21 protein-coding genes are annotated in these 24384 nt (G+C 69.2%); 6 read left to right on the top strand and 15 right to left on the bottom strand.

From position 1 onward, the window contains the following. The first annotated feature begins 313 nt into the window (after window positions 1–313). On the top strand, window positions 314–1231 hold the full coding sequence (locus tag G9C85_RS18540) for a ketopantoate reductase family protein (protein ID WP_166042661.1): 918 nt from the start codon (window positions 314–316) through the stop codon (window positions 1229–1231). 45 nt (window positions 1232–1276) lie between these two features. Here G9C85_RS18540 and G9C85_RS18535 read toward each other — a convergent pair whose 3' ends face one another. The 4 genes from G9C85_RS18535 to G9C85_RS18520 all read right to left on the bottom strand — a co-directional run bounded on the left by G9C85_RS18535 (window position 1277) and on the right by G9C85_RS18520 (window position 4902). Beyond that, window positions 1277–2311: a YbhN family protein gene (locus G9C85_RS18535; RefSeq protein WP_369680841.1), complete on the bottom strand. Its 1035-nt coding sequence runs from the start codon at window positions 2309–2311 to the stop codon at window positions 1277–1279. 51 nt (window positions 2312–2362) lie between these two features. Continuing rightward, window positions 2363–3925 (bottom strand): sulfatase-like hydrolase/transferase, encoded by a 1563-nt coding sequence (locus G9C85_RS18530; RefSeq protein WP_166042660.1) that lies wholly within the window; start codon window positions 3923–3925, stop codon window positions 2363–2365. A 146-nt stretch (window positions 3926–4071) separates the two neighbouring features. Continuing rightward, window positions 4072–4431, bottom strand: a complete 360-nt coding sequence (locus G9C85_RS18525; RefSeq protein ID WP_166042659.1) for a NifU family protein — start codon at window positions 4429–4431, stop codon at window positions 4072–4074. A gap of 153 nt (window positions 4432–4584) precedes the next feature. Continuing rightward, window positions 4585–4902, bottom strand: coding sequence for a DUF5783 family protein (locus G9C85_RS18520; protein ID WP_166042658.1), 318 nt, complete (start codon window positions 4900–4902; stop codon window positions 4585–4587). 144 nt (window positions 4903–5046) lie between these two features. Here G9C85_RS18520 and G9C85_RS18515 point away from each other — a divergent pair, with 144 nt between their 5' ends. Next, the gene (locus G9C85_RS18515) at window positions 5047–6870 is read left to right on the top strand and encodes a VWA domain-containing protein (RefSeq protein ID WP_166042657.1); all 1824 of its coding nucleotides are present in this window, start codon (window positions 5047–5049) and stop codon (window positions 6868–6870) included. Window positions 6871–6990: 120 nt separating this feature from the next. Here the strand turns inward: G9C85_RS18515 and G9C85_RS18510 are convergent, their stop codons facing one another. After that, on the bottom strand, window positions 6991–7440 hold the full coding sequence (locus tag G9C85_RS18510; RefSeq protein ID WP_166042656.1) for a hypothetical protein: 450 nt from the start codon (window positions 7438–7440) through the stop codon (window positions 6991–6993). 1241 nt (window positions 7441–8681) lie between these two features. Between G9C85_RS18510 and G9C85_RS18505 the strand changes: the two genes are divergently transcribed. Continuing rightward, entirely contained in the window at window positions 8682–9491 is an 810-nt protein-coding gene (locus G9C85_RS18505; protein WP_166042655.1) for a hypothetical protein, read from the top strand. Window positions 9492–9561: 70 nt separating this feature from the next. On the opposite strand, the gene G9C85_RS18500 is transcribed toward G9C85_RS18505, so the two are convergent. Beyond that, window positions 9562–10182 carry a hypothetical protein gene (locus tag G9C85_RS18500; protein WP_166042654.1) on the bottom strand — a complete coding sequence of 207 codons (621 nt, stop codon included), beginning with the start codon at window positions 10180–10182 and terminating at the stop codon, window positions 9562–9564. A gap of 63 nt (window positions 10183–10245) precedes the next feature. Here G9C85_RS18500 and G9C85_RS18495 point away from each other — a divergent pair, with 63 nt between their 5' ends. Next, on the top strand, window positions 10246–10848 hold the full coding sequence (locus G9C85_RS18495) for a metal-dependent hydrolase (RefSeq protein ID WP_193570821.1): 603 nt from the start codon (window positions 10246–10248) through the stop codon (window positions 10846–10848). Between the two features lie 37 nt (window positions 10849–10885). On the opposite strand, the gene G9C85_RS18490 is transcribed toward G9C85_RS18495, so the two are convergent. The 7 genes from G9C85_RS18490 to G9C85_RS18460 all read right to left on the bottom strand — a co-directional run bounded on the left by G9C85_RS18490 (window position 10886) and on the right by G9C85_RS18460 (window position 18802). Then, window positions 10886–11701, bottom strand: a complete 816-nt coding sequence (locus G9C85_RS18490; RefSeq protein ID WP_166042653.1) for an aminoglycoside N(3)-acetyltransferase — start codon at window positions 11699–11701, stop codon at window positions 10886–10888. 112 nt (window positions 11702–11813) lie between these two features. Then, window positions 11814–13226, bottom strand: coding sequence for a DHH family phosphoesterase (locus tag G9C85_RS18485; RefSeq protein ID WP_166042652.1), 1413 nt, complete (start codon window positions 13224–13226; stop codon window positions 11814–11816). Window positions 13227–13265: 39 nt separating this feature from the next. Beyond that, window positions 13266–14438: a DUF2332 domain-containing protein gene (locus tag G9C85_RS18480; RefSeq protein ID WP_166042651.1), complete on the bottom strand. Its 1173-nt coding sequence runs from the start codon at window positions 14436–14438 to the stop codon at window positions 13266–13268. A 986-nt stretch (window positions 14439–15424) separates the two neighbouring features. Continuing rightward, window positions 15425–16174: a uroporphyrinogen-III synthase gene (locus G9C85_RS18475; RefSeq protein WP_166042650.1), complete on the bottom strand. Its 750-nt coding sequence runs from the start codon at window positions 16172–16174 to the stop codon at window positions 15425–15427. Further along, window positions 16171–17064 carry a uroporphyrinogen-III C-methyltransferase gene (gene cobA, locus G9C85_RS18470; protein ID WP_166042649.1) on the bottom strand — a complete coding sequence of 298 codons (894 nt, stop codon included), beginning with the start codon at window positions 17062–17064 and terminating at the stop codon, window positions 16171–16173. Before cobA ends, G9C85_RS18475 begins: the two co-directional genes overlap by 4 nt. A gap of 2 nt (window positions 17065–17066) precedes the next feature. Next, window positions 17067–18191 carry a hydroxymethylbilane synthase gene (hemC, locus tag G9C85_RS18465; RefSeq protein WP_166042648.1) on the bottom strand — a complete coding sequence of 375 codons (1125 nt, stop codon included), beginning with the start codon at window positions 18189–18191 and terminating at the stop codon, window positions 17067–17069. A gap of 248 nt (window positions 18192–18439) precedes the next feature. Then, window positions 18440–18802, bottom strand: coding sequence for a hypothetical protein (locus tag G9C85_RS18460; protein ID WP_166042647.1), 363 nt, complete (start codon window positions 18800–18802; stop codon window positions 18440–18442). 445 nt (window positions 18803–19247) lie between these two features. Between G9C85_RS18460 and G9C85_RS18455 the strand changes: the two genes are divergently transcribed. Further along, a complete protein-coding gene (locus G9C85_RS18455) occupies window positions 19248–19772 on the top strand; it encodes a hypothetical protein (protein ID WP_166042646.1) in 525 nt (174 codons plus the stop codon). A gap of 33 nt (window positions 19773–19805) precedes the next feature. On the opposite strand, the gene G9C85_RS18450 is transcribed toward G9C85_RS18455, so the two are convergent. After that, entirely contained in the window at window positions 19806–21143 is a 1338-nt protein-coding gene (locus tag G9C85_RS18450) for a glutamate-1-semialdehyde 2,1-aminomutase (protein ID WP_166042645.1), read from the bottom strand. A 218-nt stretch (window positions 21144–21361) separates the two neighbouring features. On the opposite strand from G9C85_RS18450, the gene G9C85_RS18445 reads away from it, so the two are divergent. Further along, window positions 21362–22279 (top strand): DMT family transporter, encoded by a 918-nt coding sequence (locus G9C85_RS18445; RefSeq protein WP_166042644.1) that lies wholly within the window; start codon window positions 21362–21364, stop codon window positions 22277–22279. Between the two features lie 782 nt (window positions 22280–23061). Here G9C85_RS18445 and G9C85_RS18440 read toward each other — a convergent pair. Then, window positions 23062–24369 carry an O-acetylhomoserine aminocarboxypropyltransferase/cysteine synthase family protein gene (locus G9C85_RS18440; RefSeq protein ID WP_166042643.1) on the bottom strand — a complete coding sequence of 436 codons (1308 nt, stop codon included), beginning with the start codon at window positions 24367–24369 and terminating at the stop codon, window positions 23062–23064. Between the last annotated feature and the right edge of the window lie 15 nt (window positions 24370–24384).

Genomic DNA, 24384 nt, shown 5'->3' with positions numbered 1-24384 from the left:
GCGAGCGACGTTGCTCGCGGTCGTCTCCGTTCTCGGCGGTGGTGTCGCGGAGCGTCGCGAAGCGCCGTAGGTGCGAGCGACGTTGCTCGCGGTCGTCTCCGTTCTCGGCGGTGGTGTCGCGGAGCGTCGCGAAGCGCCGTAGGTGCGAGCGACGTTGCTCGCGGTCGTCTCCGTTCTCGGCGGTGGTGTCGCGGAGCGTCGCGAAGCGCCGTAGGCGCGAGCGACGTTGCTCGCGGTCGGTCGGTAGTGCTGTGGTGGGTCGGTGGCGAGTGCGTAGCCGAGCGTTTTTCTCTCCGGTCGACGGACGTGAGGTATGGAGGTCGTAGTCTTCGGCGCGGGGAGTCTGGGGTCGCTCGTCGGGGGGGTGCTGGCGCGCGAGCACGACGTGACGCTCGTCGGCCGCGACCCGCACGTCGCCGCGGTCCGCGAGTCCGGCCTGCGCGTCGAGGGCGCGTTCGAGGTGTCGACGACGCCGGGGGCGACGACGGATGGCACTGGGCTCTCGGGGGACGTGGCGCTCGTGACGGTGAAGGCGTTCGATACCGGGGAGGCGGCGGCGGCGCTCGCGACCGGCGAGTTCGACGCGGTGTGCTCGCTCCAGAACGGCATGGGGAACGAGGACGAACTCGCTGCAAGACTCGACTGCGAGGTGCTCGCGGGGACGGCGACCTGTGGCGCGATCCTGCGGTCGCCGGGCGTGGTCGAGTGCACGGGCCGCGGCGAGGTCGTGGTCGGGGCGGCCGACGGCGGCAAGTCCGCGCACGCCGACGCGCTCGCGGCCGCACTCGCCGGTGTCGGGTTCGACGCCGACGCCGTCGCAGACGTGCCCCGGCGGCTCTGGGCGAAGCTCGCGGTGAACGCGGGCATCAACGCCGTGACGGCGCTCGCGCGCGCCGACAACGGCGCAGTGCTGTCGGGGGACGCGAACGACCTGGCGCGGGCCGCGGCGCGCGAGACCGCTCGCGTCGCCAGGGCGCGCGACGTTCGCCTGTCGAACCGCGAGGCCGTCGAGCGCGTCGAGGCGGTGGCGGCGGGGACGGCGACGAACGCGTCGTCGATGCGGCAGGACGTCGAGGCGGGCCGTCGGACGGAGGTGGACGCCATCAACGGCTACGTCGTCGACGCGGCCGCCGACGCGCGCCGGGAACTCGACCTCGAGGTCCCCGTGAACCGGACGCTCGCAGCGCTGTTGCGGGCGTGGGAGCGCGAGCACGACGTTCGAAGCGACTGATCGAGGTCGAAGCGACTGATCGAGGTCGAGGCGGGTTCCGCGCGGTCAGGTCCGGTAGGTCACCCAGACCGCCGCGATCCCGCCGAGCACGATCGCGAACACGTAGCTCTCGAGCCGGTAGAGCGTGGCGACGGCGGCGGCGGTGCCGTTCGTCGTCGCGGTGAGGCTGACGAGGAGACCGACGAGCGCTCCCTCGACGGCTGCGAGCCCGCCAGGGGTCGGGACGAGGCCCGCGATCGTGCTCGCGGGCACGATGAACAGCACCATGAGGAGGCCGACCGGTGCGTCGACGGCCTGCACGGCGAACCACATCGGGAGTGCGAACAGGAACCAGCCGACGTAGGAGAACGCGAGCGCGACGAGTAACTGGCGTGGTTCGGCCGCGATGCGCTCGACGCTCTCGTAGAACCGCTGGATGCGGTTACGCGCGCCGTCGACGGTGACGCGAGCGGTGACGTTCGAGAGCGGCCGCACGATCGCCAGGACGATGGATTCGACGCCCGCCCGCCAGTGCCAGCCCGCCCACACGGCCGCCGGGACGCCGACCGCCATCGCGCCGAGTGCGACCGCGAGCCCGTTCGCGGTCCCGCTCCCGCCGAACCCCGAGGAGAGCACGAGGTACGCGGTCCCGACCGCGGCGAAGTTGAAGAACGGCAGGAGGTTCAGGAGGTCGGCGGTGACGACGCTCGCGAGGCTCTGCTCGTAGTTCGCTTCCGTGTCCCGGGAGAGCACGTACGCGATGAACGGCTCGCCACCGGCCTGCCCGAGCGGCGTGACGTAGTTCGCGAACGTCGCCGCGAAGTACGTCACGACGAGCTTGCGGTACGGCGCGTCGATGTCGCCGACGCGAAGGACGACCTGCCACGCCTTCCCCCACGCCATCAACCCGAGCGCGGTCGACAGACAGCCGAGGGCGACGAACAGCGGGTTCGCCTGCCGGAGTTCGCCGAGCGCTTCGCGCCAACCGACGGCGTTCGCGAGGATGGCGAGTAGCGCGAAGGCGATGAGGAACCCGGCGCCCATCTTCACGAGCGTTTGCCGGCCGAACACGTCGGCGAGCGAGCCCGTCGAGTCCGTCACTGGTGTCGTCCTCCGTAACTGCGACTGGTCGGTGTGCGGTCGCGAGTCACGTTATTCGAGGTACCCGAGGTCCTGCAGGCGGTCCTTCGCATCTTCGTCCATGTCCGCGAGGACGTCGTCGTCCTCGACGACCTTCCACTCGCCGCCGCGGCGGTCCTCGAACGCGGCGAGCGCCGCCTCGACGGCGTCCATCGCGGCCTCGTCCTCGGCGGTCGCCTCGCCGCGCGCGCCGCCAGCGAGGTCCCGTGTCTCGCCGGGGTCGTCGTCGAGCCGGTAGAACTCGTCGTCGATGCGTTCGTTCCGGACGTACTTCGCGTCCGTGCGGCGACTGGCGCGCATCCGCGAGTAGAACCGCGAGTCCTCCTCGAGCGCGATCCCGGCCGCGCTCGCCTTCTGCTCGAGTTGCTTCAGTTCCACGACCGGCCGGTAGTACTCGACGAACGCGTACTCGCCGCGGTCGCGCTCGCTGCCGTCGAACGCCGGGTCGTCGAACGCGCGGTGTTCGTCACGCAGCAGCGACCGCGCCGGATCGAAGTCGACCGCGGTCGCGTCCGCCGTCAACGAACCGGGGGCGTCCCCGCCCGCGTGGTCGAGGACGGTGTGGTAGAGGTCGAGCATCTCGAACTGCTCGTCGTGGCGTTCCGCGTCGACGTCGGGGTGCTTGACCATGCACGGGACGTTCACGAGCGGGTCGTAGATGCAGAACTCGTGCCCGTAGAGGTCGTGCTCGCCGAACAGTTCGCCGTGGTCCGCGCAGACGACGACCATCGTGTCCTCCCAGACGCCCTCCTCGCGCATCCACGAGAACAATCGGTCGAGCTGGGCGTCCATGTGCCGTATCTCGGCGTCGTACAGCCCCTGGAGGTCGTCGAACTCGTCGGCGTCGATGTCCCTCGCGCCCGAGTTGTACTCCTTGGAGTTCTGGCAGACCGCGGTCGAGTCGACGCCGGGCGCGAACTCGTCGGCGTACTCCTGCGGTGGGTGATAGGGGAGGTGGGCGTCCATCAGGTTCACGAACTGGAACCAGTTCTCGCCGTCGCGCTCGGCGGCCGCGATGAACTGCTTCGACTTGTCGATCACCTCGGGGGTCTTCGAGTCCGCGCCCTCGCCGCTGGCGGTGTACTCGTGGACCATGTTCCCGACGCTGACCAGCCAGTCCGCGACCGCCCGGAGGTGGTCGTTGTCGTTCATCGTCTTCCAGACCTTCGCGAGCGGCCCGGAGAGGAAGTCACCGGGCATCACCTCGAAGAAGTTGTCCTGGTCGTCGAACCCGTCGGTGAGGTGCGTGTACGGCGTGATCCACGCGTTCGACGAGTAGCACGCGGACCGGTGCGTCTCGGAGAGAGATTCCGCGAGCGTGGTGGCGTCCTCCAGGTAGGGGTTCTCCTGGCTGGCGCCGTGCTCGCTCGGGTAGAGGCCCGTGAACATCGACGCGTGCACGGGGAGCGTCCACGGGGCGGGAGAGACGGCTTGCTCGTAGACGGCCGCCTCGTTCGCGAACTCCTCGAGGGCGGGCGTCGTCGGGCGGTCGTAGTCGTAGACCGAGAGGTGGTCCTTGCGGACCGTGTCCAGCACGACGAAGAGGACGTTCCGCCCGGTATCGGTGCGGTCCATACCGGGATTCGAGTGAAGCAACGACTAAGAACTGTTGTTTTCGCGCAGGAAGCGATCGATGCAGCCAGGACCGTCCGGGCAGCGCCGTCGCTCGTCGTGCGCGAGAACCGCGAGGAGAGCGGTGGTCTACGTGGTCCGGCGGCGCCTCAGAACGGCGCCTGCGGGCCTTCGTCGCCGTCGCCGTCGCCGCCGTCGTCGCCCTCGTGACCGGGGAACGACGGACTCATGCCGCTGTCGCCACCGCCACCCATGCCGGTGTCGGCGTGCACGGTCTCGATCTCGGGAATCTCCTTGACCATCCGGGACTTGATCGCCTGGATCGTCATCGGAGAGATACCGCAGCCCGAGCACGCGCCACCGAGCTGGATGGAGACCTCGCCCGTCTCCCGGTCGAGGTCCGTAATGGCCGCGTTCCCGCCGTGCATCTGGATCTGCGGGAAGTTCCGGCGAAGGAAGTTCGTCACGCGCTCCTCGAGGTCGTCGCCGTCCTGGGTCTCCGTACTCATGGATGCGATTAGCCGGTGAACGGGCTTAGGCCTTTGGACTCATGTGTTCGCGTCCCGGCCTGCGGACGACGTCCGCTCGGACGACGGTGCTCGGACGGACTCGGGAATCGGACGCCTCGAACCTGACGGTCTCGCAGATCGAGTCGAGACGACTCAGACGCTGAAGACGCGCCGGAGTTCCGTCTTGATCTCGTCGACGTACGCGTCGAGGACGGCCTCGAACTTCTCGCGGTCGACGATGACGCCCTCCAGGCGGTCGTACGGGTCGTCGGGGAGCGCCATCGTGAACTCGCCGTCGCCCTCGTAGTGCGGTTCGCTCTCGTTGAGGACCTGCTGGTCGATCGCGTGAACGAGTTCGGCGTCGTACCGCTCGTTCACGCGATTGAACGCGTTCTTGTACGCCTGCTGGAGCTTCGGGAAGTACTCGACGTACTTCTCTTCCTCGAACGTCTCCGGGTCCAGGTCGCTCATACCGTGGTCTGGGGTTCGCCCGCCGAAAAGTGCGGCGTTTCGCCGCCGTCGGTCGCCGAAACCGACGTCGCAGGCGGTGAGAGAGGTGAAACACGCGTTTCAGTCTGTCGAGGTGTTAAGCCGTGGTAGCTGCATGGTGGTCGTATGTCCCCGCGCAGCAGACGTTCGGTGCTGGCGCTCGCGACCGCCGCGAGCGCGAGCCTCGCCGGTTGCAACGCACGCGTCGGCGGTCTCCCCACGCTGACCGACGATGACGACGACGGGAAGGTCGACGACTGGCAGTTCTCGCCCGGCGACCTCGGCGGCGGCGACGGCGGGAGTGGCGGGAGTGCCGGCTCGAACGTGACGTATCAATCGGCGTCCGCGGACGGTGCATCGACGGAGTCGGTCGGACTCGCCGCTGGCGGCGCGAAGGACGCGAACACGTTCCGGCGGAACGTCGAGAACGACTACCTCCCCATCCCGTCCTCGGTCTCGTACGAGGGCCTGTTCTACGACTACTACTTCGACACGGGCGGCTCGAAGGACTCCGGCAGCTCCGCCGACTCCGGCGACACCGGCACGTGCAGCGACCTGTTCTGTCCCACGTACCTGTCGGCCGTGACCGCCGATCCGCTCGACGGCGAGACGGAGCGCTACCTCTCCGTCGGCCTGAACTCCGGGCTCGAGACCGACGCCTTCGACCGGAAGCGCCTCAACCTCGTCGTCGTCCTCGACGTCTCCGGGTCGATGAGTTCGTCGTTCGACGAGTACTACTACGACCAGTACGGGAACGAGCAGGAGGTCGAGGACGCCGGGAGCGAGTCGAAGATGCAGGTCGCGAAGGACGCCCTCGCCGCAGTGACGGAGCAACTCCGCCCCGACGACCGACTCGGGGTCGTCCTCTACAACCAGGACGCGACCGTCGCGAAACCCCTGAATCCGGTCTCGGAGACGGACATGGACGCCATTCGCGGGCACATCCGGGAGGACATCCAGCCCGGTGGTGGCACGAGCCTCTCGGCGGGCATGGACGACGCCACCCGCCTCCTCGACGAGTACGCGAACGCGGACCAGACGACGTACGAGAACCGGATGCTGGTCCTGACGGACGCGATGCCGAACGTCGGCGACACGAGCGAGGGCGGCCTCCGCGGCCGCCTCGAGTCCGCCGCCGCGGAGCACGCGCACGCGACGTTCGTCGGCGTCGGCGTCGACTTCAACACCGACGTCGTCGACGAGATAACGAGCGTCCGCGGCGCGAACTACTACTCGGTGCACTCCCCGAGCCAGTTCCGCGAGCGCGTCGTCGAGAACTTCGAGTACGTGGTGACGCCACTCGTCTTCGACCTCTCGCTCGAACTGGACGCCGAGGGCTACGAGATCCGGCAGGTGTACGGCTCCTCGGCCGCCGACGAGGCGACCGGCCGGATGCTGCACGTGAACACGCTGTTCGCGTCGCCGACCGCTGGCGGCGAGACCCGCGGTGGCGTGGTGCTCGCGAAGGTCGCACGCACCGACGACGCGGCCGCGGGCGGAAGCACGCTCACGCTCCGCGCGAGCTGGAAGGACCGGACGGGGACGACGAACGAACGCGAGACCACCGTCGCGTTCCCCGATGGCGGCCCCGAGCAGTTCGCGAACGCCGGCGTCCGGAAGGCCGTCCTGCTCTCTCGGTACGCCGACCTCCTGAAGAACTGGATGGTCGACGAACGCGAACGCGACGGCGACCCGTCCGCGGACGGCATCGAGGTCCCCGACGACCACCTCGGCGAGTGGGAGCAACAGAGCGAGGACCTGACGGTCTCCGCCGCGTACCGCGAACGGTTCGCGACGTTCGCCGACCACTTCGAGGCTGAGATGGCCGCCGTCGACGACGACGCACTCGAGCAGGAACTCGACGTCCTGGCGACCCTCGCCTCCGCCGACGCAGCGGACCGCCACTGGGCGAGCGACCGAATCACCGCACGCCACCTGCTCGGGGATTGAACGCGACGTCCTCGAACCGCACGGCGACTGTTCCCCCCGGCGTTCTCGACGAAGGACGAGTCCCGGTCACCACGATCGCGGCGTCCTCCCACTATCGGTATCTCGCCGAGACCTCGTCCGTTAGGCCCCGAAGTCGCCTTCGACCGTTATCTGGCTTTCCGTCTTCTCCTCGTCCGACCCGTCCTCGAAGACGGTGACCGAAATTCGGTAGGTTCCCGGAGGCGTGTCGTGGAGCGTCCGGACCGGAACCGCCCCTTCGATACGCTGCTCCGACGACCAGCTCCAGGTCGGTGGATGCGTCTGCCACGTGAACTCTGGAGGCGGCGTGAACGTCGCACCCTCGAATTCGATCTGGAGCTGTCTCTCGTCATCAGAGAGCTCCGACTCGGTCGGGATCTCGGTGAATCGCATACTCCCCACGTCCGTCGCTTCGATGGCGATGGTCGCCACATCTCCCTGCGCTACGGTCGGGCTGGTTACGGAAAGCGAGTCGACCGAGTCATCTGACGCTGAACACCCGGCGAGCGTGATACTCGCACCAAGCGCTGCGAGGTACGAACGTCGGTTCACACCAACTCATCGTCAGTGGTCTGATAAAATTCTGCTGTGGGTGCGATCGGTCGTTGGGAAGCCCATCGACCGATCGATCCAACCGGGGCTTCTCGACGTGGAGATCCTGCACCGCGATTTCGTATCGCGGTATCTAATTTATCGCCGGTCGGTGGACGTTACACGTAGCTCGTTCGGAATGCCCCGGAGACGGACAGCATCGCCCGTCGAGACCGACTTCGCGTCTGGGATTCGACGGGTCATGTCGAACCCACGAGTTGGCCGTCGACCAGCGTCCGACCCCGGACCGAGCCGAACACGCGACCGACGACCACCCGACCGGCCGTCGCGATCGAACTGGGTCGGTCGAATCCCAGAACGACTCTCGCTGTCGAATCGATCGGTCCTGTATCGTCGAACTGGTCGACGCGACGGTCCCCTGGTTCCGCTCCGTCGAGTCGAGGCGCGGCCAACGTCGGCCTCGAACCCGGGGTGAATGGACCGAATGGGTCGTGCGCCCGCACGCGGATCGAAATTATCCACGTACTCGTCTCGCTGGCAGTGGTCTCCACGTCCTCGTCTCGCTGGCAGTGGTCTCCACGTCCTCGTCTAGTTGGCAGTGGTATCCACGTACTCGTCTCGCTGGCAGTGCACTCGAGCGACGGCCGTCGCGGACCGCGACGATCATCGATAGTGGAGTCCGACCCACCTCGCTGGTCTCGGGAGACGGAGCGTCGCGAGCACGCCGAATCGGACAGTTCAGGGGCGGCCCTGGCCCGAGCCGAACGACTGGCGTCCGCGAACGCCAGATCGGCGACTGTTCCGTACGAGCTTCGCGCACGGGAGCAGCGAGCCGACGACGCGAGTAGAGCGTTCGAAGCGGACCGCTCTCCATCGAATCCGCCGCGAACGGACGTGCCTCGGTATCGATTCCGCAGCAAGCCCTATTCTCCCGACGGCAGACGCCGCTCCCAAACTGAGTTGTGCGAATTCCACCGAGAGACGCTCTGAGAGACGCTTTCGCTCCCACGGGGTGCGATTGTTGAAACACCCCAACCAGCCACCGATAAATTAGATACCGCGATATGAAATCCAGGTCGTGTCGTTTGACGTGAGCGTCCTCGGCCCGTCGAGAGACCTCGCGTGCGCCGGGAGGATGCGTCCTCGGGCCGTCGACCGACTCGTCACCGATGCGACCGAGCAAATGGAGACACAGGACATGAGAGTTATTTTTATTCTCGAGTTCGTCGGACCGAAGTGGTATGGGAATCGATGTTGCCGAGACGTTCGAGGATGGATTCGACAGACTCGCCACGCCATCGGGTGGGTTGCTCGTGGTCGTGCTCGCACTGTACGGGTCGTTGCGGTCGCTCGTCTACGAGACCGCGGTCGGGTCGTTCATCGAGTTCGGGATCAACGAGTTCGGCGCCGACGTCGCCCAGGAGATGGGCTATCAGGTGTCGGACGCGGACGTGTCCGTCCGTCGTCTCCAGCAGGAACTGATCGAGCGCCAGGAGTACGCGCTCGCGGAGTTCGTCGAGCAGGCGACGAGCACGGGGCTGGACCTGTCGCTCCCGGTGGTGCTCGTGTTCCTCGCGACGCTCCCGTTCGTCGCGGAGTTCCTGCACGTCGTCGGCGTCCGCGCACTCGCCGACGACCCCGAGTCGCTCCCCGACGGCGACCTCCTCGACGGGATCGGGGGGACGTACGCGAAGTCGCTGGCGTCGAACTTCGTCGCGTGGGTACTCATCGGCATCGGGCTCCTGCTCGCCGTGATCCCGGGCATCCTCTTGGCGCTCGTGTTCCTGTTCGTCCGGCAACGCGTCGTCCTCGCCGGTGACGGCGTCTTCGCGGCGCTGTGCGAGAGCTACGGGACGTTCAAGCGGAACGTGGGCGCGCTCGTCGTCGTCTTCCTGGTACTGCTACTCCTCGGGATGTTCTCGACGGTCGGCCTCGGGATGCTCGGCGTCCCCGGCTGGCTCTATCCCATCCTCGTCGCGGCCATCGTCGCGTTCGAACTCGCCGTGATCACGAGCGCGTACCTCCAGACCGAGGCCGCGACGGCCGCCTGAGTCGCCAGCGCTCCCGAGCACGACGCACCTGAAGGGTGAACAGCGTTCGCGCTCGGAGCGAGCGTCGGCGTCACCGTCGCAGTCGACGGCCGAGTTCGCGCGCGGGCTCCTGGAGTCGCACGTGCCCGAACGCGGCGACGACGAGGCCGCCGGCGGCGTCGAACACGAGGTCGAGGATGGTGTCCTCGAGACCGTACACGACGAGTACGGGCTCGAAGCCGGCGGCGAGTGCGAGCTGGCGCATGCCCTCTTCGCCGACCTCCCAGACGACGCCGGCGGCGACCGCGAACGCGACGACGTACGCGCCGAGGTACGGCTGCGGAAGGGCGATGCGGTCGTCGTGTTCGTCGAACGCGGTGACGACGAGGTAGGCGACGCCGGCGACGATGCTCGCCGAGAGGACGTGCGTGAGGTGGTCCCACCAGGGGACGTCGTCGTAGAGGGCGACCATCCCGACGGCGTGGAGGAGGACGGCGACGGCGACGTACGCGGCGGTCCACGGCGGGAGCGGGACTTGGAGGTCGCGCTGGAGGACCCCGGGCAGGTAGGAGACGGCGAGCGCGCCGGTGGCGTTCACGACGACGGAGACGTTCCGCGTGAACGCGCCGACGACGAGGACGGCGACGAGGCCCACGCGCGCCGCTCGCGTGACGAACACGGCGTCGGCGCGCATGCGGCGGTAGCGAGACACGACCGGCGGTACGTGACGGAGTGACAAAAAGGTGCAAATACTCGCGAGCCCTACGACGGGTACATGATGGGGACGACGCACGCACTGACGGGGGCTTTCCTCGGGGCGACGGTGGCGGTCGTGGCGCCCGAGTTCGCGGTGGTCGGGGTGGTGGCCGCCGTGGCGGGGAGCGTCGTGCCGGACCTCGACATCTACCGCGGGCACCGGCAGACGCTGCACTACCCGGTGTACGGGTGGCTCGTGGCGGCGCCGGCGGTCGCGCTCGGGGTCGCGGTACCGCGAGCGTGGACGGTGGCACTCGCGACGTTCCTCGCCGCCGCAGCCCTGCACGCGGCGATGGACGTCTACGGCGGCGGCCTCGAACTCCGGCCGTGGGAGGCCGGCAGCGAGCAGGCGGTGTACAGTCACTACCACGGGCACTGGCTCGCGCCGCGGCGCGCGATCCCTTACGACGGTTCGCCCCACGACCTCGCGCTCGCGGGGGCGCTCGCCGTCCTCCCCACGGCGACGCTCCCCGACCCCGTTCCCGGCCTTGCCGTCGCCGCACTCGGCGTCTCGGCGGGGTACGTCGTGCTCCGGAAGCGCCTCGCGACCCTCTGGTCGTCGCTCGCTCGCGCCCTCCCCGAGCCGGTCGCGCCGTACGTCCCCGAGCGCTTCTACGACTGAGGGCCGGGATTCGGCAGCGACGCACCGCGCGGCCGATTCACCCGCGGTTCTCCTCGAACCACTCCTCGGCGAAGTCCACCATCGGTCGCTGCTCCAGAAGTGTGGCGTCCGCGACGCCGACTGCGCTGGTCGCGACTGCGTCGGGGTGTTCGCGCTCGAACGCCGAACCGCACTCGGAGAAGTCCGCGTCGGTGAAGTCGACGTCCTCCCATTCGACCCACTCGCGGTCGCCGTCGACGAGCACGGCGCTCTGGCACGTGCTCGTTCCCAGGTCGAGGTCGGCGCGGTACTCGGCGAGGTGCAGGGACGTGTTCGTCGCGTGCGTGGTGCCGAGGAAGAGCACGTCGCCGTCGCGGTCGTAGACGTCCGCGAGCGGCGAGTCCTCGCCCAGGGAGTGGTCGAGTCCGTGGTCGGCGACGACGGCGTCGGCGTTCGCGCCCCACGCGGCGAAGGAGTGCTGGGGGTGCGCGCTCCGCTCGACGTCGGGATACGACCGGAAGCACTCCGCGATCGCGCCCATCCCCTGCGTGGGCGTCACGGCCGGACGGTACGGTGGCATCCGCTTGCGGATGGTGTCGTGCCACGACTCGGGTACGGGTGGGGCGCTCATGTCGCTCGGGTCGCGATTCCCGGGCGAGTGCGTCGGCATGACGAGCGTGCCGTCCTCGCCGACGACGCGTTGGAGTGCGTCGACGACCGCCGGTGCGCCGCCGCAGACCCACCCCAGCGAGGAGAGCGACCCGTGGACGAGCGTCGTCCCGCCGGGTTCGACGCCGAGTTCGCGGAGGTCCGCGGCGAGCGAGTGGACGGTGACCGGCTCCGACGACCGCTCCTCGGGGAGCGTCTCTGGCATAGCCACTCCGTCGTCCAGTTCCAGCATAAGTCTCGTGGAGGCGTGCGTCGTCGTCCCACCCCCGGTAGCCAGCACTCAGTCGAGCTGCTCGCCGACGATTCCGACAGGAAAATCAGTCGAGCTGTTCGCCGACGATCGCGTCGGCTTCGGCGACGAACGCGTCGCGTTCGCCCCTGGGGATGGTCGCGCCCGCGGCGACGTCGTGCCCGCCGCCGTCGCCGCCGACGGCGCGCGACGCCTCCCGCATGACGACGGAGAGGTCGAGGCCATCGCGGACGAGGTGGTGGGTGCCTCGCGAGGACACCTTCACGTGCTCGTCGTCCTCGTTCGCGAACGCGAGGATGGGGCGGTCGCGCGCGACGCCGTCGGCGCCCATCGCCATGCCGGCGACGATGCCGACGATCGTCTCGCGGATGCGGTCGTCCGCGTCGAACCACTGCACGTGCTCCTCGAACGTGACGCCCTCGTTCTCCACGAAGCTCACGCCCTCGCTGAGGTTCCGCCGGTGGTTCCGGAGGAGTTCGCGAGCGCGCTCGAGCGCGCCGGTGCGGTCGCCGAGGCAGACCGCGAGCCCGACGTCCGCGCGCTCGTAGCGAGCGGTCGCGTTCAGGAGCGTCGAGAACTCGCTCGCGTCCCGCAGTTCGGTTCCCTCCGGCTCTCGCGGGAGCGTGTACGACGTCGCGACGAGTTCCTCGATCCGTCGAGCGGGAACGCCGCGCTTGATCGCGTGCTGGACGAGCGCGCTCGCGACCGTCTGGCGTTCGCTCATCGAGAGGTCCACCCACGTCCGCCAGTCGCCGTCGCCGTAACAGTCGACGTCGACGCCGTCGAGGAACGACCGGACGCCGTCGGGGTCGTTCGTGATACCGGGGACATCGACGTCGCTCGCGTACTCCAGGAGCTTCGGGAGCGGTCGCGTCTGCTTGCCGTACACCGCGAGGTCCTTCGCGGTGTCGAGCGCCCCGACCGCCACGCCGTCCTCGACCACGCTCGCGTTCGCGCCGACGAGTTCACCCCCGGACTCCTGCATGTCCCCGACCGCACCGACGACCGTCAGCGCCGCCAGGTCGCGGTTGTCCACGCCGTCTCCCTCGAGCGCTCTCGCGAGCACGTACGCCGCGCCCGCGCCGGAGAGCTCGGACGCCCCGTCGATCCCCTCCAGGAGCGGGTTCAGGTGGAACTCGGTGTCGGCGTCCGCGGGCTGGTGGTGGTCCGCGATCACCGGGACGAACGCTCCGTCGGCCTCGTACTCTGCAATGACGTCGAGTTGGCCGCTCCCGAAGTCCGTGAACAGCACGACCTCGAACTCGCGTGCGGCGATGCTCGCGATCTCGGTCTCGTCGAGTTGCTTCTTGAACACGACGTCGTGGGCGACGTCCGCGCGTTCGAGCGCGGTCGAGGCGACCGCGGCGCTCGTGAGGCCGTCGGCGTCGATGTGCGACGCGAGGAGGACGCCGTCGGCGTCGCGGAGGCGGTCGGCGCACGCCTCGGCGCGCTCGCGGAGTTCGGGAACGGGACCTGCCATCACCGGTCGTAGACGCCCCTTCGGGGTTAAACGCTCGGGTCAGTCCTCGAGGTCGGCGTGGATGGTATCCGGGCCGTCCGCGCCGTCGTTACCGTCCACGTCGTCGCGACGGCCCGCGTCGTCGCGGTCCCGCCAGGCGACCCAGGCGCCGTGTTGCTCGAACGTGCCGAGCGTGACTGGTTCGTCGTCGCTCCGGTCGACGCGGACGAGGCGGAGCTGGATGCCGTTGTCGCGGTCGGGATCGGGACGTTCGCCGGCGAGGTGGAACGTGGGGGCGTCGCGGGCGGCGGCGAGCTCGCGGACGGCCCCCTGGAACCGTTCGCGGGCGTCGTCGTCGAACTGGTAGCAGACGAGACTGTGGGAGACGACGAGCGGGCGATCTGCGGGGAGGCGGTCGGCGGCCGCGGCGAGGTCGGTGACGGCGTCGCCCTCGAGGACGTCGGGCGGGTGCTCGCGCGCCACGTCGAGCGCGCCGTCGAGGACGCGCCGCCGATCGTGGTGCTCTGGCCAGACGAGCGCGCGCAGCCAGCGCGCGTCGCCGCCGTCGGTCGGATCGAGCGGGTTGACGTCGACGCCGACGCGGCCGGCGACGGCGATCGGTTCGGCGGACAGCGGCGGGATGCCGTCGCCGCGCAGGGCAGCGTCGATGGTCACGGGCGAGTCGCCAGCGCCGGCACGTCTGACGTCCCCGTCCACGGTCCGGTACGCGTACCGGTACCGATCCCAGTTCAGGTTCAGGCCGGCGCTGGACCCGACTTCGAGGACGGCGAGCGGGTCGTCGACGCGCGCCGCTATCGCCGCGTACCCGGGGTAGAGTGCGCTACAGCGCCGAACCGCGTTCGTCTGCACGCGCCGCGAGCCGACGCGCTCGCGGACCGCGGCCTCGTGCTCGCGGACGAACGCTCGGAGCGCGTCCGCGAGGTCGCCGTCCGGCGGGCGTGCGTCGTCGACCACGGAGGGATAGTACGCGGCGAGCGCGCCGTCGACCGACCCGGGGTCGGCGGTCGCGTCGCTCGCGAACAGTTCGGTCTGGACGGCGGCGAGGAACAACTGTGGCGCGGGCTGGCCGGGCGTGTGGTCGGCGGCGACGGAGAACAGGAACTCGTCCGCGGCGACGATGCGGCAGAGGCGCTCGTAGAGCGGCGACGAGTTCTGGCACCAGGACGCGAGGTCGTCGAACTCGGCCGCGACGGCGTCGAGGTCGTCGGTCACGACGGACCGGTTCGCAGGATCGCTACCTGAAACTTCGCCTTCGCGAGAGCAGCCGTCGACTCGGTCCGTGGCGGCCCCAGGGAAATTTCGTATCGTCGTCACCGATTGATAGCGACAGACTAGCGTCTGACGCTCCGGTCAGATCTGTCGCCAAAATCGGTGGACGAGAGCCGATTCTCGAGGAACGAGAGGAGATGCTGTTGGTCGGCCGTTTCGGGGCCGACCGCACCAAGGATCGGGTTCGACGCGACGGCCGCTGCGCGTACTCGTGCCGTTCGGGTCGCACGGTCCCGGACCCCCATCGAGTGGTCGTTCGTTGCCGACTCGGTGAGGGCATCGAGTGACCGACGTCGTCCGCCGTCGTCGAAGCGGCCACCACCTCGAACCAGTCCCGTCACGTACTCCCACTCGACGTGAGATCGCGCCGTACGCGCACGAGGCTACACCGTCTCAGTTCGGGTATCGCCCGTCGCCGCGTGACCACGACGAACGACGCGATCCCCCGCAGTCGTCCCAGCGCCGTACCCGTCCCGGATCTGGCCGAAGAGTGGCGCACCGCGATCGTTCGGCTTGAGGCCTCGTTCGCGCCTGCCACGGCGCTTCGACCGTGACGGCGAAGCCTCGAACGCGCCGTCGACCTGGTCCTCGGCGTCCACATCCGGAGCCGCTACGCGTCTGAGTTCGCAATGTGTCTGAGTTCGCAATGTGTCTGAGGTGGCTACCGGATCAGGCCCGCAGCGGCCTCGTTTCGGCCGCTCGCGGACAGTTCGGCCGCCTCCGCGCCGGTTTGGTCGGCATCCCCCGAGCAGAGGCCATAAATCCCATAGTGCGATATAGAATCTCCGCGTCGGCACGCTCGTCACGGTCGTCGACGGCTCACTGACGGTTCCGAGCGCTGCCGATGCAGAGAAGAAGGGACGAAGAGCAGGAGGCGGCGACGGTGGACTGACGCGGCGAACGGTCGTCCCCGCGTCGTGGAGCGACCGTCACTCGTGGTACGTGGGGGCGGCGGCTTCGACGGTCTCGGTCGCGAGCGCGTCGAAGTCGGCGACGTCGGGGACGGCGTCGACCGCGATACCGTGGGACTCCGCGGTCTCGCGAGTCGGTGGGCCGATGACGCCGACGACGGCGTCGTTCAGGCCCGCGATTGCGTCTTCGCGGACGCCGCGTTCGGCGGCGGCGTCGAGGAAGTGTTCGACGGTCAGCGTGGACGTGAAGCAGGCCGCGTCGAGGTCGCCGGTCGCGGCGAGCGCGGCTGACTCGCCGCTCCCGTCGGGGCGTTCGAGCTCGTAGAGGACCGTCTCGTGGACGAACGCGCCCGCGGCCTCGAGGCCGTCGAGGAGGACCGGCGAGCCGTGGTCGCTACGCGCCACCTCCACGCGCGCGCCGTCGACGCGGTCCTCGAGCGCCGCGACGAGACCGCTGGAGGTGAACTCCGCGGGGACGACGTCGACGGCGTACCCGCGGTCGCGGAGTCGGCCGGCGGTCGTGTCGCCGACGGCGGCGACGACCGCATCGCCGGCATCGAACCCCGCGTCCGCCGCGAGGTCGACGCCGGTCTTGCTCGTGAACACGACGACGTCCGCGTCCGTCCGCGGGGTCGCACCGGTCGCGGTCACTTCGAGCATCGGGTCCGCGACCGGCGTCGCGCCGAGGGACTCGACGAGTTCGGCCGCCGCCGCGAGCCGGCCGTCGTCCGGCCGGAACACCGCGACCGTCGTATCCCGCGTCGTCATTCGCCCTCACCTCCGCGCTCGCCGGCCGCGTCAGCGGCCGACGTGCGGTCGTTCGCGAGGAACTCGCGGAGGCGGTCGTGGCTCGCCGCGACGTCCCCGACGACGGTGATCGCAGGTGGTTCGATGCCGGCGTCGTCGCGCGTCGCCTCGGCGGTCCCGAGCGTGCCGGTCGCGACGCGCATGTCGGGCCACGTCGCGCGTTCGACGAGCGCGAGCGGCGTCCCGGCATCCATGCCGGCGTCGAGCAGCGCCCGCGAGTAGTCGGGGAGGCGACCGACGCCCATGAGGACGACGATGGTGCCGCCCGTCGCGGCGAGCGCTTCCCAGTCGACCGCGGACTCCTCTTTCGTCGGGTCCTCGTGACCCGTGACGAACGACACGCTCGAGGCGTGGTCGCGGTGCGTCACCGGAATGCCGGCGACGCCCGGCCCGCCGATCGCGGAGGTGACGCCGGGGACGACCTCGAACTCGACGTCGTGGTCGGCGAGGTACTCCGCCTCCTCGCCGCCGCGCCCGAACACGAACGGGTCCCCGCCCTTCAGGCGGACGACGTCCTTCCCCTCGCGAGCGAGCTCGACGAGGCGCGCGTTCGTCTCCGACTGGGGCGTCCGCTCGCCGCCCGCGCGCTTCCCGACGTCCTCGCGCTTGCCCTCCGGGATCGACTCGAGGATCTCCGGCCCGGGGAGCTTGTCGTGCAGGACGACGTCCGCCCCGTCGATTCGCTCGCGAGCGCGAACCGTCATGAGGTCGGGGTCGCCGGGCCCGGACCCGACGAGGGAGACCACGCCGACATCGGAAGCAGCGCCGTCGTCGGTCCCGGCACGGTCAGTCGAACCGGCGTCGCCGCCGGTTCCGTCTCGGTCCGCTCCGGCAGGTGCGTCCTCGGCCATCGTCAGTCCTCGCGCGCCTTCGCGACGAGGTCGTCCGCGCCCCGCTCGCGGAGGTCCGCGGCGAACTCGCGGGCCGCCGTCGCGTGGGACTCGACGGGGAGGTCGCGCGTCTCGACGATCGACGTCTCGCCGCGCTCGTCGTACACCGCCGCGGTGACGCTCACGTGCGCGCCCTGGACGACGCCGTACACGCCGATCGGCGCGATGCAGCCGCCGTTCAGTCCCGCGAGCACGCTCCGCTCCGCGGTCGTCTCGACGCGCGTCCGGGCGTGATCGATCGCATCGTGGATCGCCTCGCCGACGTCGTCGTCGCGCGACGTCACCGCGAGCGCGCCCTGGCCCGCCGCGGGGACGAACTCGCGGACGGGCAGACGCTCGGTCCGGACGTGATGGCTCAGTCCGAGGCGCTCCAGTCCCGCCTCGGCGAGCACGATCGCGTCGAACGCGTGCTCGGGCGCACGCTCCATCGCTCGCCGCTCGATCTCGCTCAAATCCTCGAACCACTCCTCGACGCTACGCTCGTACGCGTACTCCTCGGCGTCCACGTCGACGTCCTCCGCGTCGAGCGTCTCGACGCCATCGCCCGCATCCCCGCGCTTCTCGGCTTCGACCGCACTCCGAACCTCGTGCTCTTCCTGGAGCGACGTCGCGAGCAGCTTCTCGACGCGCGTGTCGACGTTCCCGCGCAGCCCGACGACCGCCAGGTCCGGGCGCGTGGAGAGCAACTGGGCCTTCCGGCGGAGCGAACTCGTCCCCACAGTCGCCCCCTCCGGAAGGTCCTCGAGACTCGTCCCGTCGGGCGTCACGAGGACGTCCCCGGGCGGGCCGCGCTCGGGAATACCCGCGACCACGAGGTCGTCGGGCGATTCGGTCGGCATGTCCTTCATCGAGTGCACGGCCGCGTCGACGTCGCCCGACAGCACTTGCTCGTCGAGCGACCGCACGAACGCACCCGTCTTCCCGAGGTTCTGGATGAGTTCGTCCCGGACGCGGTCCCCGGCCGTCGACACCTCCACGAGCTCGACCTCGTACCGGCGGTCCTCCAGGGCCTCCGCCACCGTCGCGGCCTGCCGGCGCGCGAGGTCCGACCCGCGCGTCGCCAGCCGTATCGTCCCACGTGTTCGCATATGTACGCCAGTCGGCGGCCGACGGGGAAAAGTACGTCCGTTTGCCCGCGACCACGGGTCACCCTCCCGACACGACCGCGGGACCGAAAGCGATCGACTCCCGAGAGCGGGAACCCTCGGCCGTCGGGGCCGCGCACAGCTCAGTCAGTCGCGGCGCCGCGCATAGCTCAGTCAGTCGCGGCACCGCGCATAGCCCAGTCAGTCGCGGCACCGCGCATAGCCCAGTCAGTAGCGGCGCCGCTCATAGCTCAGTCAGTCGCGGCGACGACGAGCACCGTCGATGCGACTGCGTACCCGCCGGCGATGCCAGCGAACGACGAGATCGCGAGCGCCGGCGCGTACTCCGCGCCACCCCACGCGAGCGCCACGCCGACGAGCGCGAACACCGGCGGCGGCACGTCGTCCAACGCCGCCGCGGCGTCCGGGATGCGCTCCGCGACGATCGCCCCGATCAGGCCCACGCCAGCGCCGAGCCCGACCACGAGCGGCCGCCACAGCCCCCCGAACAGCGCCATCCCCACCATCACGACCGCCACCACCCCGACCACCACGACTCGACTCGTCCCGAGCGCGCGAACGTTCACGCCCCCACCCAGCAGGCCGACCGACATTCACGTTGCGGTCCACCGCCGCCAGCGAGCGAAGACGCTGCCCACCACTCGACGCTCGCCAGACCGTCACCACTACTAGACGCTCGCCGGACTGCAGGCCGGCGCGCGCTGGCGTCGCAGGGCGAACGGCGGTGAGCCCTGCGGCGCCGATCCCGTGCGAGGGACGACCGCGTCGGCGACCACCGGGAGCCGACGCGGGAGTCGGCTGGGGAGGACGAGGTGCGGTGCGGAACGGTGCGGTATCGGACGACCCGCGACGAACCGAACGCTGGCGAACGTTCAAATACCGGCACGCAGCCAGCGTCGACGTGACCTGACCCGGGCCCGCGAGCGACCGAGACCGGAGCGCCCCGCACCGCCGCGGCCCACCCGACAGCACGCGGGGCCTGCAAGCCCCCGCCCCGAACCCGAGATACTTGAATGCCGCCCGAGAAGAACGCCCTCGATGGCACCCAGCACCCGACGGCGCCTCCTGCAAGCCACCGCTGGCACCACCGCCCTCGCACTCGGCGGCTGCGTCGCGAGCCTCAACGTCCCCCGAGCGAGGAAGACGTACGTCTCGACCACGCCACGCGACCCCGTCATCGACGGCTACGACGCGAGCGCCAACGAGATGCCGTTCGCCACCGCCCTCGTCACCAGCTCGGCGATGGCATCGCGAACGCTCGACATAGACGCACTCCCGGAAGCCCAAGTCGACGACTGGCAGAACGTCGACTACGACCACAACACCGTCTCCGCGTTCGTCTCCACCCACCAGTTCCACGAACCCGAGAGCTACCACGTCGTCGACGTCACCAGCAGTCTCGAAGGCGGCACCGTCGCGTACGAGATCACGATCGATGACTGGCCCGAACCGCTCGTCGAGAACGCCCGCCAGTACTACTACACGCGACTCGCCAAGTGGGACGAACCCGTCGACGGCGACGACGCCAACGCCACCGTCACCATCGACTACGACCGCGTCTGAAACGCGGAGCGCATCGCCGCCGCCGACAGCACCTCAGAGCGCCTCCCGGTACGCGTCCAGCGTCTCCTCGACGTCCTCCTTCGTGTGCGCGTACGACACGAACTGGGACTCGAACTGGTTCGCCGTCAAGAACACGCCCCGGTCCTTCATCTCCTGCCAGAACACGCGCTCCCAGCGCTCCGTATCGCACGCCGCCACGTCCGCGCCGTTCTTCGGGCACAGGTCGTAGCGCGGACACTCCTCGCGTTGCTCGCAGCCCGCCTCGCAGTGCCCCTCGAAGCTCTCGGGCGCATCACGGGTGAACAGCACCTTGAACATCGAATCCGTGCCCGCGACAGTGTACGCCGGCGCCTGGTCCGCGACGATCTCCGTCAAGCCCTCGCGGAGCCGTCGCCCCAGGGCGTTCACGTGCTCGTACACGTCGTTCTCCGCCGCGTACGTCAAGTACGCGTGCCCCGCCGCCATCGTCACCGGATGCCCCGAGAAGGTGCCGGACTGGAAGACGTCGCCGCTCGGCGTGAACTGCTCGATTATCTCGGCTTTCCCACCGATCGCGCCGACCGGGAACCCGCCGCCGACGATCTTCCCGAACGTCGTCACGTCCGGCGTCACCCCGAACTTCCCCTGCGCGCACTGGAGGCCGCCGACGCGAAAGCCCGTGATGACCTCGTCGAAGATCAGGAGCGCACCGTGGTCGTCACAGAGGTCCCGGAGCGTCTCGTGATAGCCGTCGACCGGCATCACGATGCCCTTGTTCCCCAGGATCGGTTCCGTGAGGACCGCCGCGATCTCGTCACCGTGCTCCTGGAACGTCTCGATGATCGCGTCCGCGTCGTTGAACGGCACCGGAATCGTGTGCTCGGCGAACGACTGCGGGATCCCCCGCGTCGACGGCCGCACGTGATCGCCCTCGCCCTCGACGAGCGTCGACTCCTGCGCGCCGTGATAGCCGCCCTGCATCACGACGATCTTGTCCCGGCCCGTGTACCCGCGAGCGAGTCGCACCGCCGACACGGTCGCTTCCGTCCCCGAATTCACGAACCGGATCATCTCCACGCTCGGCACGTGCCGCGCCACGAACTCCGCGTGCTCCACCTCGATCTCCGTCGGCGCACCGTACATCGGGCCCTGACTGGCGTGGCGCTGGATCGCCGCCTGCACCGCCTCCGGCGGCGAGTGCCCGTACAGGAGCGGCCCGTAGCCGTTCACGTAGTCGACGTAGCGGTTCCCGTCCGCGTCCACGACGTGCCCGCCATCGCCCGACTGGACGAAGAACGGGTACGGCATCGTCGCACGCACCGAGGAGTTCACGCCCCCCGGGAGCACGGACAGCGCGCGGTCGTACAGTCGCCGCGACTCGTCGCTGGTCATGCGAGGGGGTTCGGACGCACCCCACAAGTGCGTGTCGAGATACGCGACGGCCGCGAGTGCCGTCGCTCGAGTCCCGACGAGACGCGTGCGCCACGAGCGGTCGGGTCGGCTTACAAGTCCGCCGCCGCGGAATCGACCGACGTCGACATCGCACCACGAATCATGTTGAGCGTTCGCACCACGCAAGCGCTATCACGAGCGCTCGCCTCGATTCGAACGTGACCCGGTACGAGAACGCCCTCGGGTTCCTCGCGCTCGCCGCGCTCTGGGGCGCGTCCTACCCAGCGATCACCGCCGCGAAAGCCGGCGTCGACCCGCTCCTGATGGCCGCGCTCCGGTTCGACGCCATCGGCGTCGTCGTCCTCGCGTACGCACTCGTCCGCGGCCAGCGAATCCGGCCATCGGGAGTCGACGCCCGGAGCATCCTCGTCGGCGGCATCGGCATCGTCGCCGTCCACAACGGCCTCCTGTTCGCCGGCCAGGCGCGCGTCACCGGCGCCGTCGGCGCGGTCGTGCTCGCGACCGTCCCCATCTGGTCGGTCGCATTCGCGGTCGTCCTCCTCGACACCGCCCGCCCGACGCCGTCGCGCGTCGCCGGCGTCTGCCTCGGCCTCGTCGGCGTCGCCGTCCTCGCCGTCCCCGCACCCGGCGCGATCGCCTCGCCCGACGGCCTCGGCGTCGCGCTCCTCGCCGCGTCCGCGGTCGCGTTCGCGCTCGCCACCGTCGTCCTCCGCCGCGAACGCCCGCGCCTCGGCGTCGCCGCACGCCAGGGCTGGATGATGCTCCTCGGCGGCCCGCTCCTCCACGCCGGCAGCCTCCTCGCCGGCGAACCCCAGCGCGTCGTCCTCAGCCAGCAGTTCGTCGTCGCGTTCGCGTTCCTCGTCCTCGCCGCCGGCGTCGTCGGCTACCTCCTCTTCTTCGAACTGCTGGACCGCCTCGGCCCCGTCGAGATCAACCTCGTCGGCTACGTCGCCCCCGTCTTCGCCGCCGTCGTCGGCTGGCTGTTCCTCGACGACGCAATCTCCATCACCACCGTCGCCGGATTCGTCGTCGTCGCCGTCGGCTTCCTCCTCGTCAAACGCGACGCCATCCGGGACGCCCTCGCCGACGACCCACCGCCGGCGACCGGTGACTGAATCGGTCGCATCAGCGACCGGCGTCCGCCAGGACGCCGCCTGCCACTCGTTGGCTCTGTTGAAACCATCCAACCGCGACATCTCGCCCTTTGCGTACTTAGGACAATGCGGATCTCGATTCCAAGAGCTCGTCGCGAGTCTCAGTCGTCCGAATCAGTAGATACAGGGGTGGTACTTTTCGGATTACGGGGTGCCAGTACTTTGTCGGCGAGCAATCGCCAATTGTACGAAATAGACAAAAACAGCCCCCATCGCGGCAAGTGTTCCTCCACCGAGAACTGTAGCAAGTGCGTGGAGTGGTCTAACCAGAAGGCCAGGGCCGGATGGGATGAACAGCGAGTAGTAAACCGGGATGAGGAACGGCGTGAGGATAATCGGAGCGAGGAAGAAAGTGACACCCACGAATCCACCCCACAGAAGCGGAGACTGTACCTGATGGCGGATGGAGTGTCTATACACCAAGAATCCTGCAATTACTCCAATACCCAGCGCTATCGGTGGGACAAGGGCATCCACACCGGGGACGGGGGGATAGGGTGGGGACATGCCCAATTATCTATGTATCCGCATTGTAGTCTTTCTGGAGAACGGCCCCGTGGTAGATCTGCACGCCTATTGAACAGGTGATTTCGATCATCGCCTCTGAATAGAACCTGTTCGTCCCGCTACATCCTCGTCCTCTGGATTCAACACGCAAGTTCTATCTGGGTTCTGGTAGTTTCGACAGGAGTGACTCGATTGGAACGTCCTGAAACGGCGTCTACGCGGACGCCGTACGCTGGTCAGTCGCTAGCTGCCTCTATCGCGTCGGCGAGGTCCGCGACGATGTCCGCGGGGTCCTCGATGCCGACGCTCAGGCGGACGAGGTCGTCGGTGACGCCGGCCTCGTCCTGTTCCTCGTCGGTGAGTTGCTGGTGCGTGGTGCTCGCGGGGTGGATGATGAGCGTCTTCGCGTCGCCGACGTTCGCGAGCAAGCTCGCGAGACTCGTGTTCTCGACGGTGCTGCGTGCGGCGTCGTAGCCGCCTTCGAGGCCGAACGTGATCATGCCGCCGTAGCCGCCGTCGAGGTACTTCGAGGCGTTCTCGTGCGTCGGATGCGATTCGAGGCCGGGGTAGTTCACCCACGCGACGTTGTCGTGGTCCTCGAGGTACTCGGCGACCTTCATCGCGTTCTCGCTGTGGCGCTCCATCCGCAAGGGAAGCGTCTCCAGGCCCTGGAGCGTCTGCCACGCGTCGAAGGGCGACTGTTGGTTCCCGAGGTCACGGAGGCCGCGCGCGATCGCAGCGTACGTGAACGCGGCGTCGCCGAACGTCTCCGCGAAGTTCACGCCGTGGTACGCGGGGTTCTCTCCGCCAATCTCGGGGTACTTGTCGGCGTGTTCGGCCCAGTCGAAGTTCCCGCCGTCGACGACGACGCCGCCGACGGTCGTCCCGGAGCCGTGGATCCACTTCGTCGTCGACTCCCAGACGAGGTCCGCGCCGTGCTCGAGGGGGTTACAGAGGTGCGGGGTCGCGAACGTGTTGTCGACGAACACCGGAACGTCGTGGTCGTGCGCGATGTCCGCGATCCGCTCGATGTCGGGCGTGTCGAGCGCGGGATTCCCGATGGTCTCGAAGTGCACGTACGCGGTGTCCTCGTCGATCGCTTCCTCGTACGCGTCGTAGTCGAGCGCGTCCACGAACCGCGTCGTCACGCCGTTGCGTTCGACGCTGTGCGTGAGGTACGTCGCGGTCCCCCCGTAGAGCGAGTTCGAGGAGACGACGTTGTCGCCGGCGTCCGCGAGCAGGAACGTTACGAGGTTCATCGCCGCCATCCCGGACGAGGTCGCGACCGCGCCGACGCCGCCCTCGAGCGTCGCGAGGCGCTCCTGCAGGGTCTCGAGGGTCGGGTTCATCAGCCGCGAGTAGATGTACCCGGGCTTCTCGAGCGCGAACTGGTCGGCGGCGTCGTCGGCGTCCTCGAACACGTAGCTCGTCGTCTGGTACAGCGGCGGCGCGCGCGCGCCCGTCGCGGGGTCGGGTTCCTGACCGGCGTGCAGCGAATGCGTCGAGAACCCGCGCTCGCGGTCGTCGGTTGAGTCGTCGCTCATGTCGCCCCCGAGGGT

Origin of the sequence: Halorubellus sp. JP-L1 (genome assembly GCF_011440375.1) — an archaeon.
Taxonomy (GTDB): Archaea; Halobacteriota; Halobacteria; order Halobacteriales; family Natrialbaceae; genus Halorubellus.
This window is presented reverse-complemented; position numbering and strand designations above follow the sequence as displayed.

What these genes read in the sequence shown, in the direction of transcription:
- G9C85_RS18490 (WP_166042653.1), bottom strand. Translation starts at nt 11,701, where the DNA reads ATGCCAGAGACGCTCCCCGAGGAGCGGTCGTCGGAGCCGGTCACCGTC.
- hemC (WP_166042648.1), bottom strand. Translation starts at nt 18,191, where the DNA reads ATGCGAACACGTGGGACGATACGGCTGGCGACGCGCGGGTCGGACCTC.
- G9C85_RS18525 (WP_166042659.1), bottom strand. Translation starts at nt 4,431, where the DNA reads ATGAGTACGGAGACCCAGGACGGCGACGACCTCGAGGAGCGCGTGACG.
- G9C85_RS18495 (WP_193570821.1), top strand. Translation starts at nt 10,246, where the DNA reads ATGATGGGGACGACGCACGCACTGACGGGGGCTTTCCTCGGGGCGACG.
- G9C85_RS18485 (WP_166042652.1), bottom strand. Translation starts at nt 13,226, where the DNA reads ATGGCAGGTCCCGTTCCCGAACTCCGCGAGCGCGCCGAGGCGTGCGCC.
- G9C85_RS18460 (WP_166042647.1), bottom strand. Translation starts at nt 18,802, where the DNA reads ATGTCGGTCGGCCTGCTGGGTGGGGGCGTGAACGTTCGCGCGCTCGGG.
- G9C85_RS18540 (WP_166042661.1), top strand. Translation starts at nt 314, where the DNA reads ATGGAGGTCGTAGTCTTCGGCGCGGGGAGTCTGGGGTCGCTCGTCGGG.
- G9C85_RS18450 (WP_166042645.1), bottom strand. Translation starts at nt 21,143, where the DNA reads ATGACCAGCGACGAGTCGCGGCGACTGTACGACCGCGCGCTGTCCGTG.
- G9C85_RS18505 (WP_166042655.1), top strand. Translation starts at nt 8,682, where the DNA reads ATGGGAATCGATGTTGCCGAGACGTTCGAGGATGGATTCGACAGACTC.
- G9C85_RS18530 (WP_166042660.1), bottom strand. Translation starts at nt 3,925, where the DNA reads ATGGACCGCACCGATACCGGGCGGAACGTCCTCTTCGTCGTGCTGGAC.
- G9C85_RS18475 (WP_166042650.1), bottom strand. Translation starts at nt 16,174, where the DNA reads ATGACGACGCGGGATACGACGGTCGCGGTGTTCCGGCCGGACGACGGC.
- G9C85_RS18455 (WP_166042646.1), top strand. Translation starts at nt 19,248, where the DNA reads ATGGCACCCAGCACCCGACGGCGCCTCCTGCAAGCCACCGCTGGCACC.
- G9C85_RS18440 (WP_166042643.1), bottom strand. Translation starts at nt 24,369, where the DNA reads ATGAGCGACGACTCAACCGACGACCGCGAGCGCGGGTTCTCGACGCAT.
- cobA (WP_166042649.1), bottom strand. Translation starts at nt 17,064, where the DNA reads ATGGCCGAGGACGCACCTGCCGGAGCGGACCGAGACGGAACCGGCGGC.
- G9C85_RS18520 (WP_166042658.1), bottom strand. Translation starts at nt 4,902, where the DNA reads ATGAGCGACCTGGACCCGGAGACGTTCGAGGAAGAGAAGTACGTCGAG.
- G9C85_RS18515 (WP_166042657.1), top strand. Translation starts at nt 5,047, where the DNA reads ATGTCCCCGCGCAGCAGACGTTCGGTGCTGGCGCTCGCGACCGCCGCG.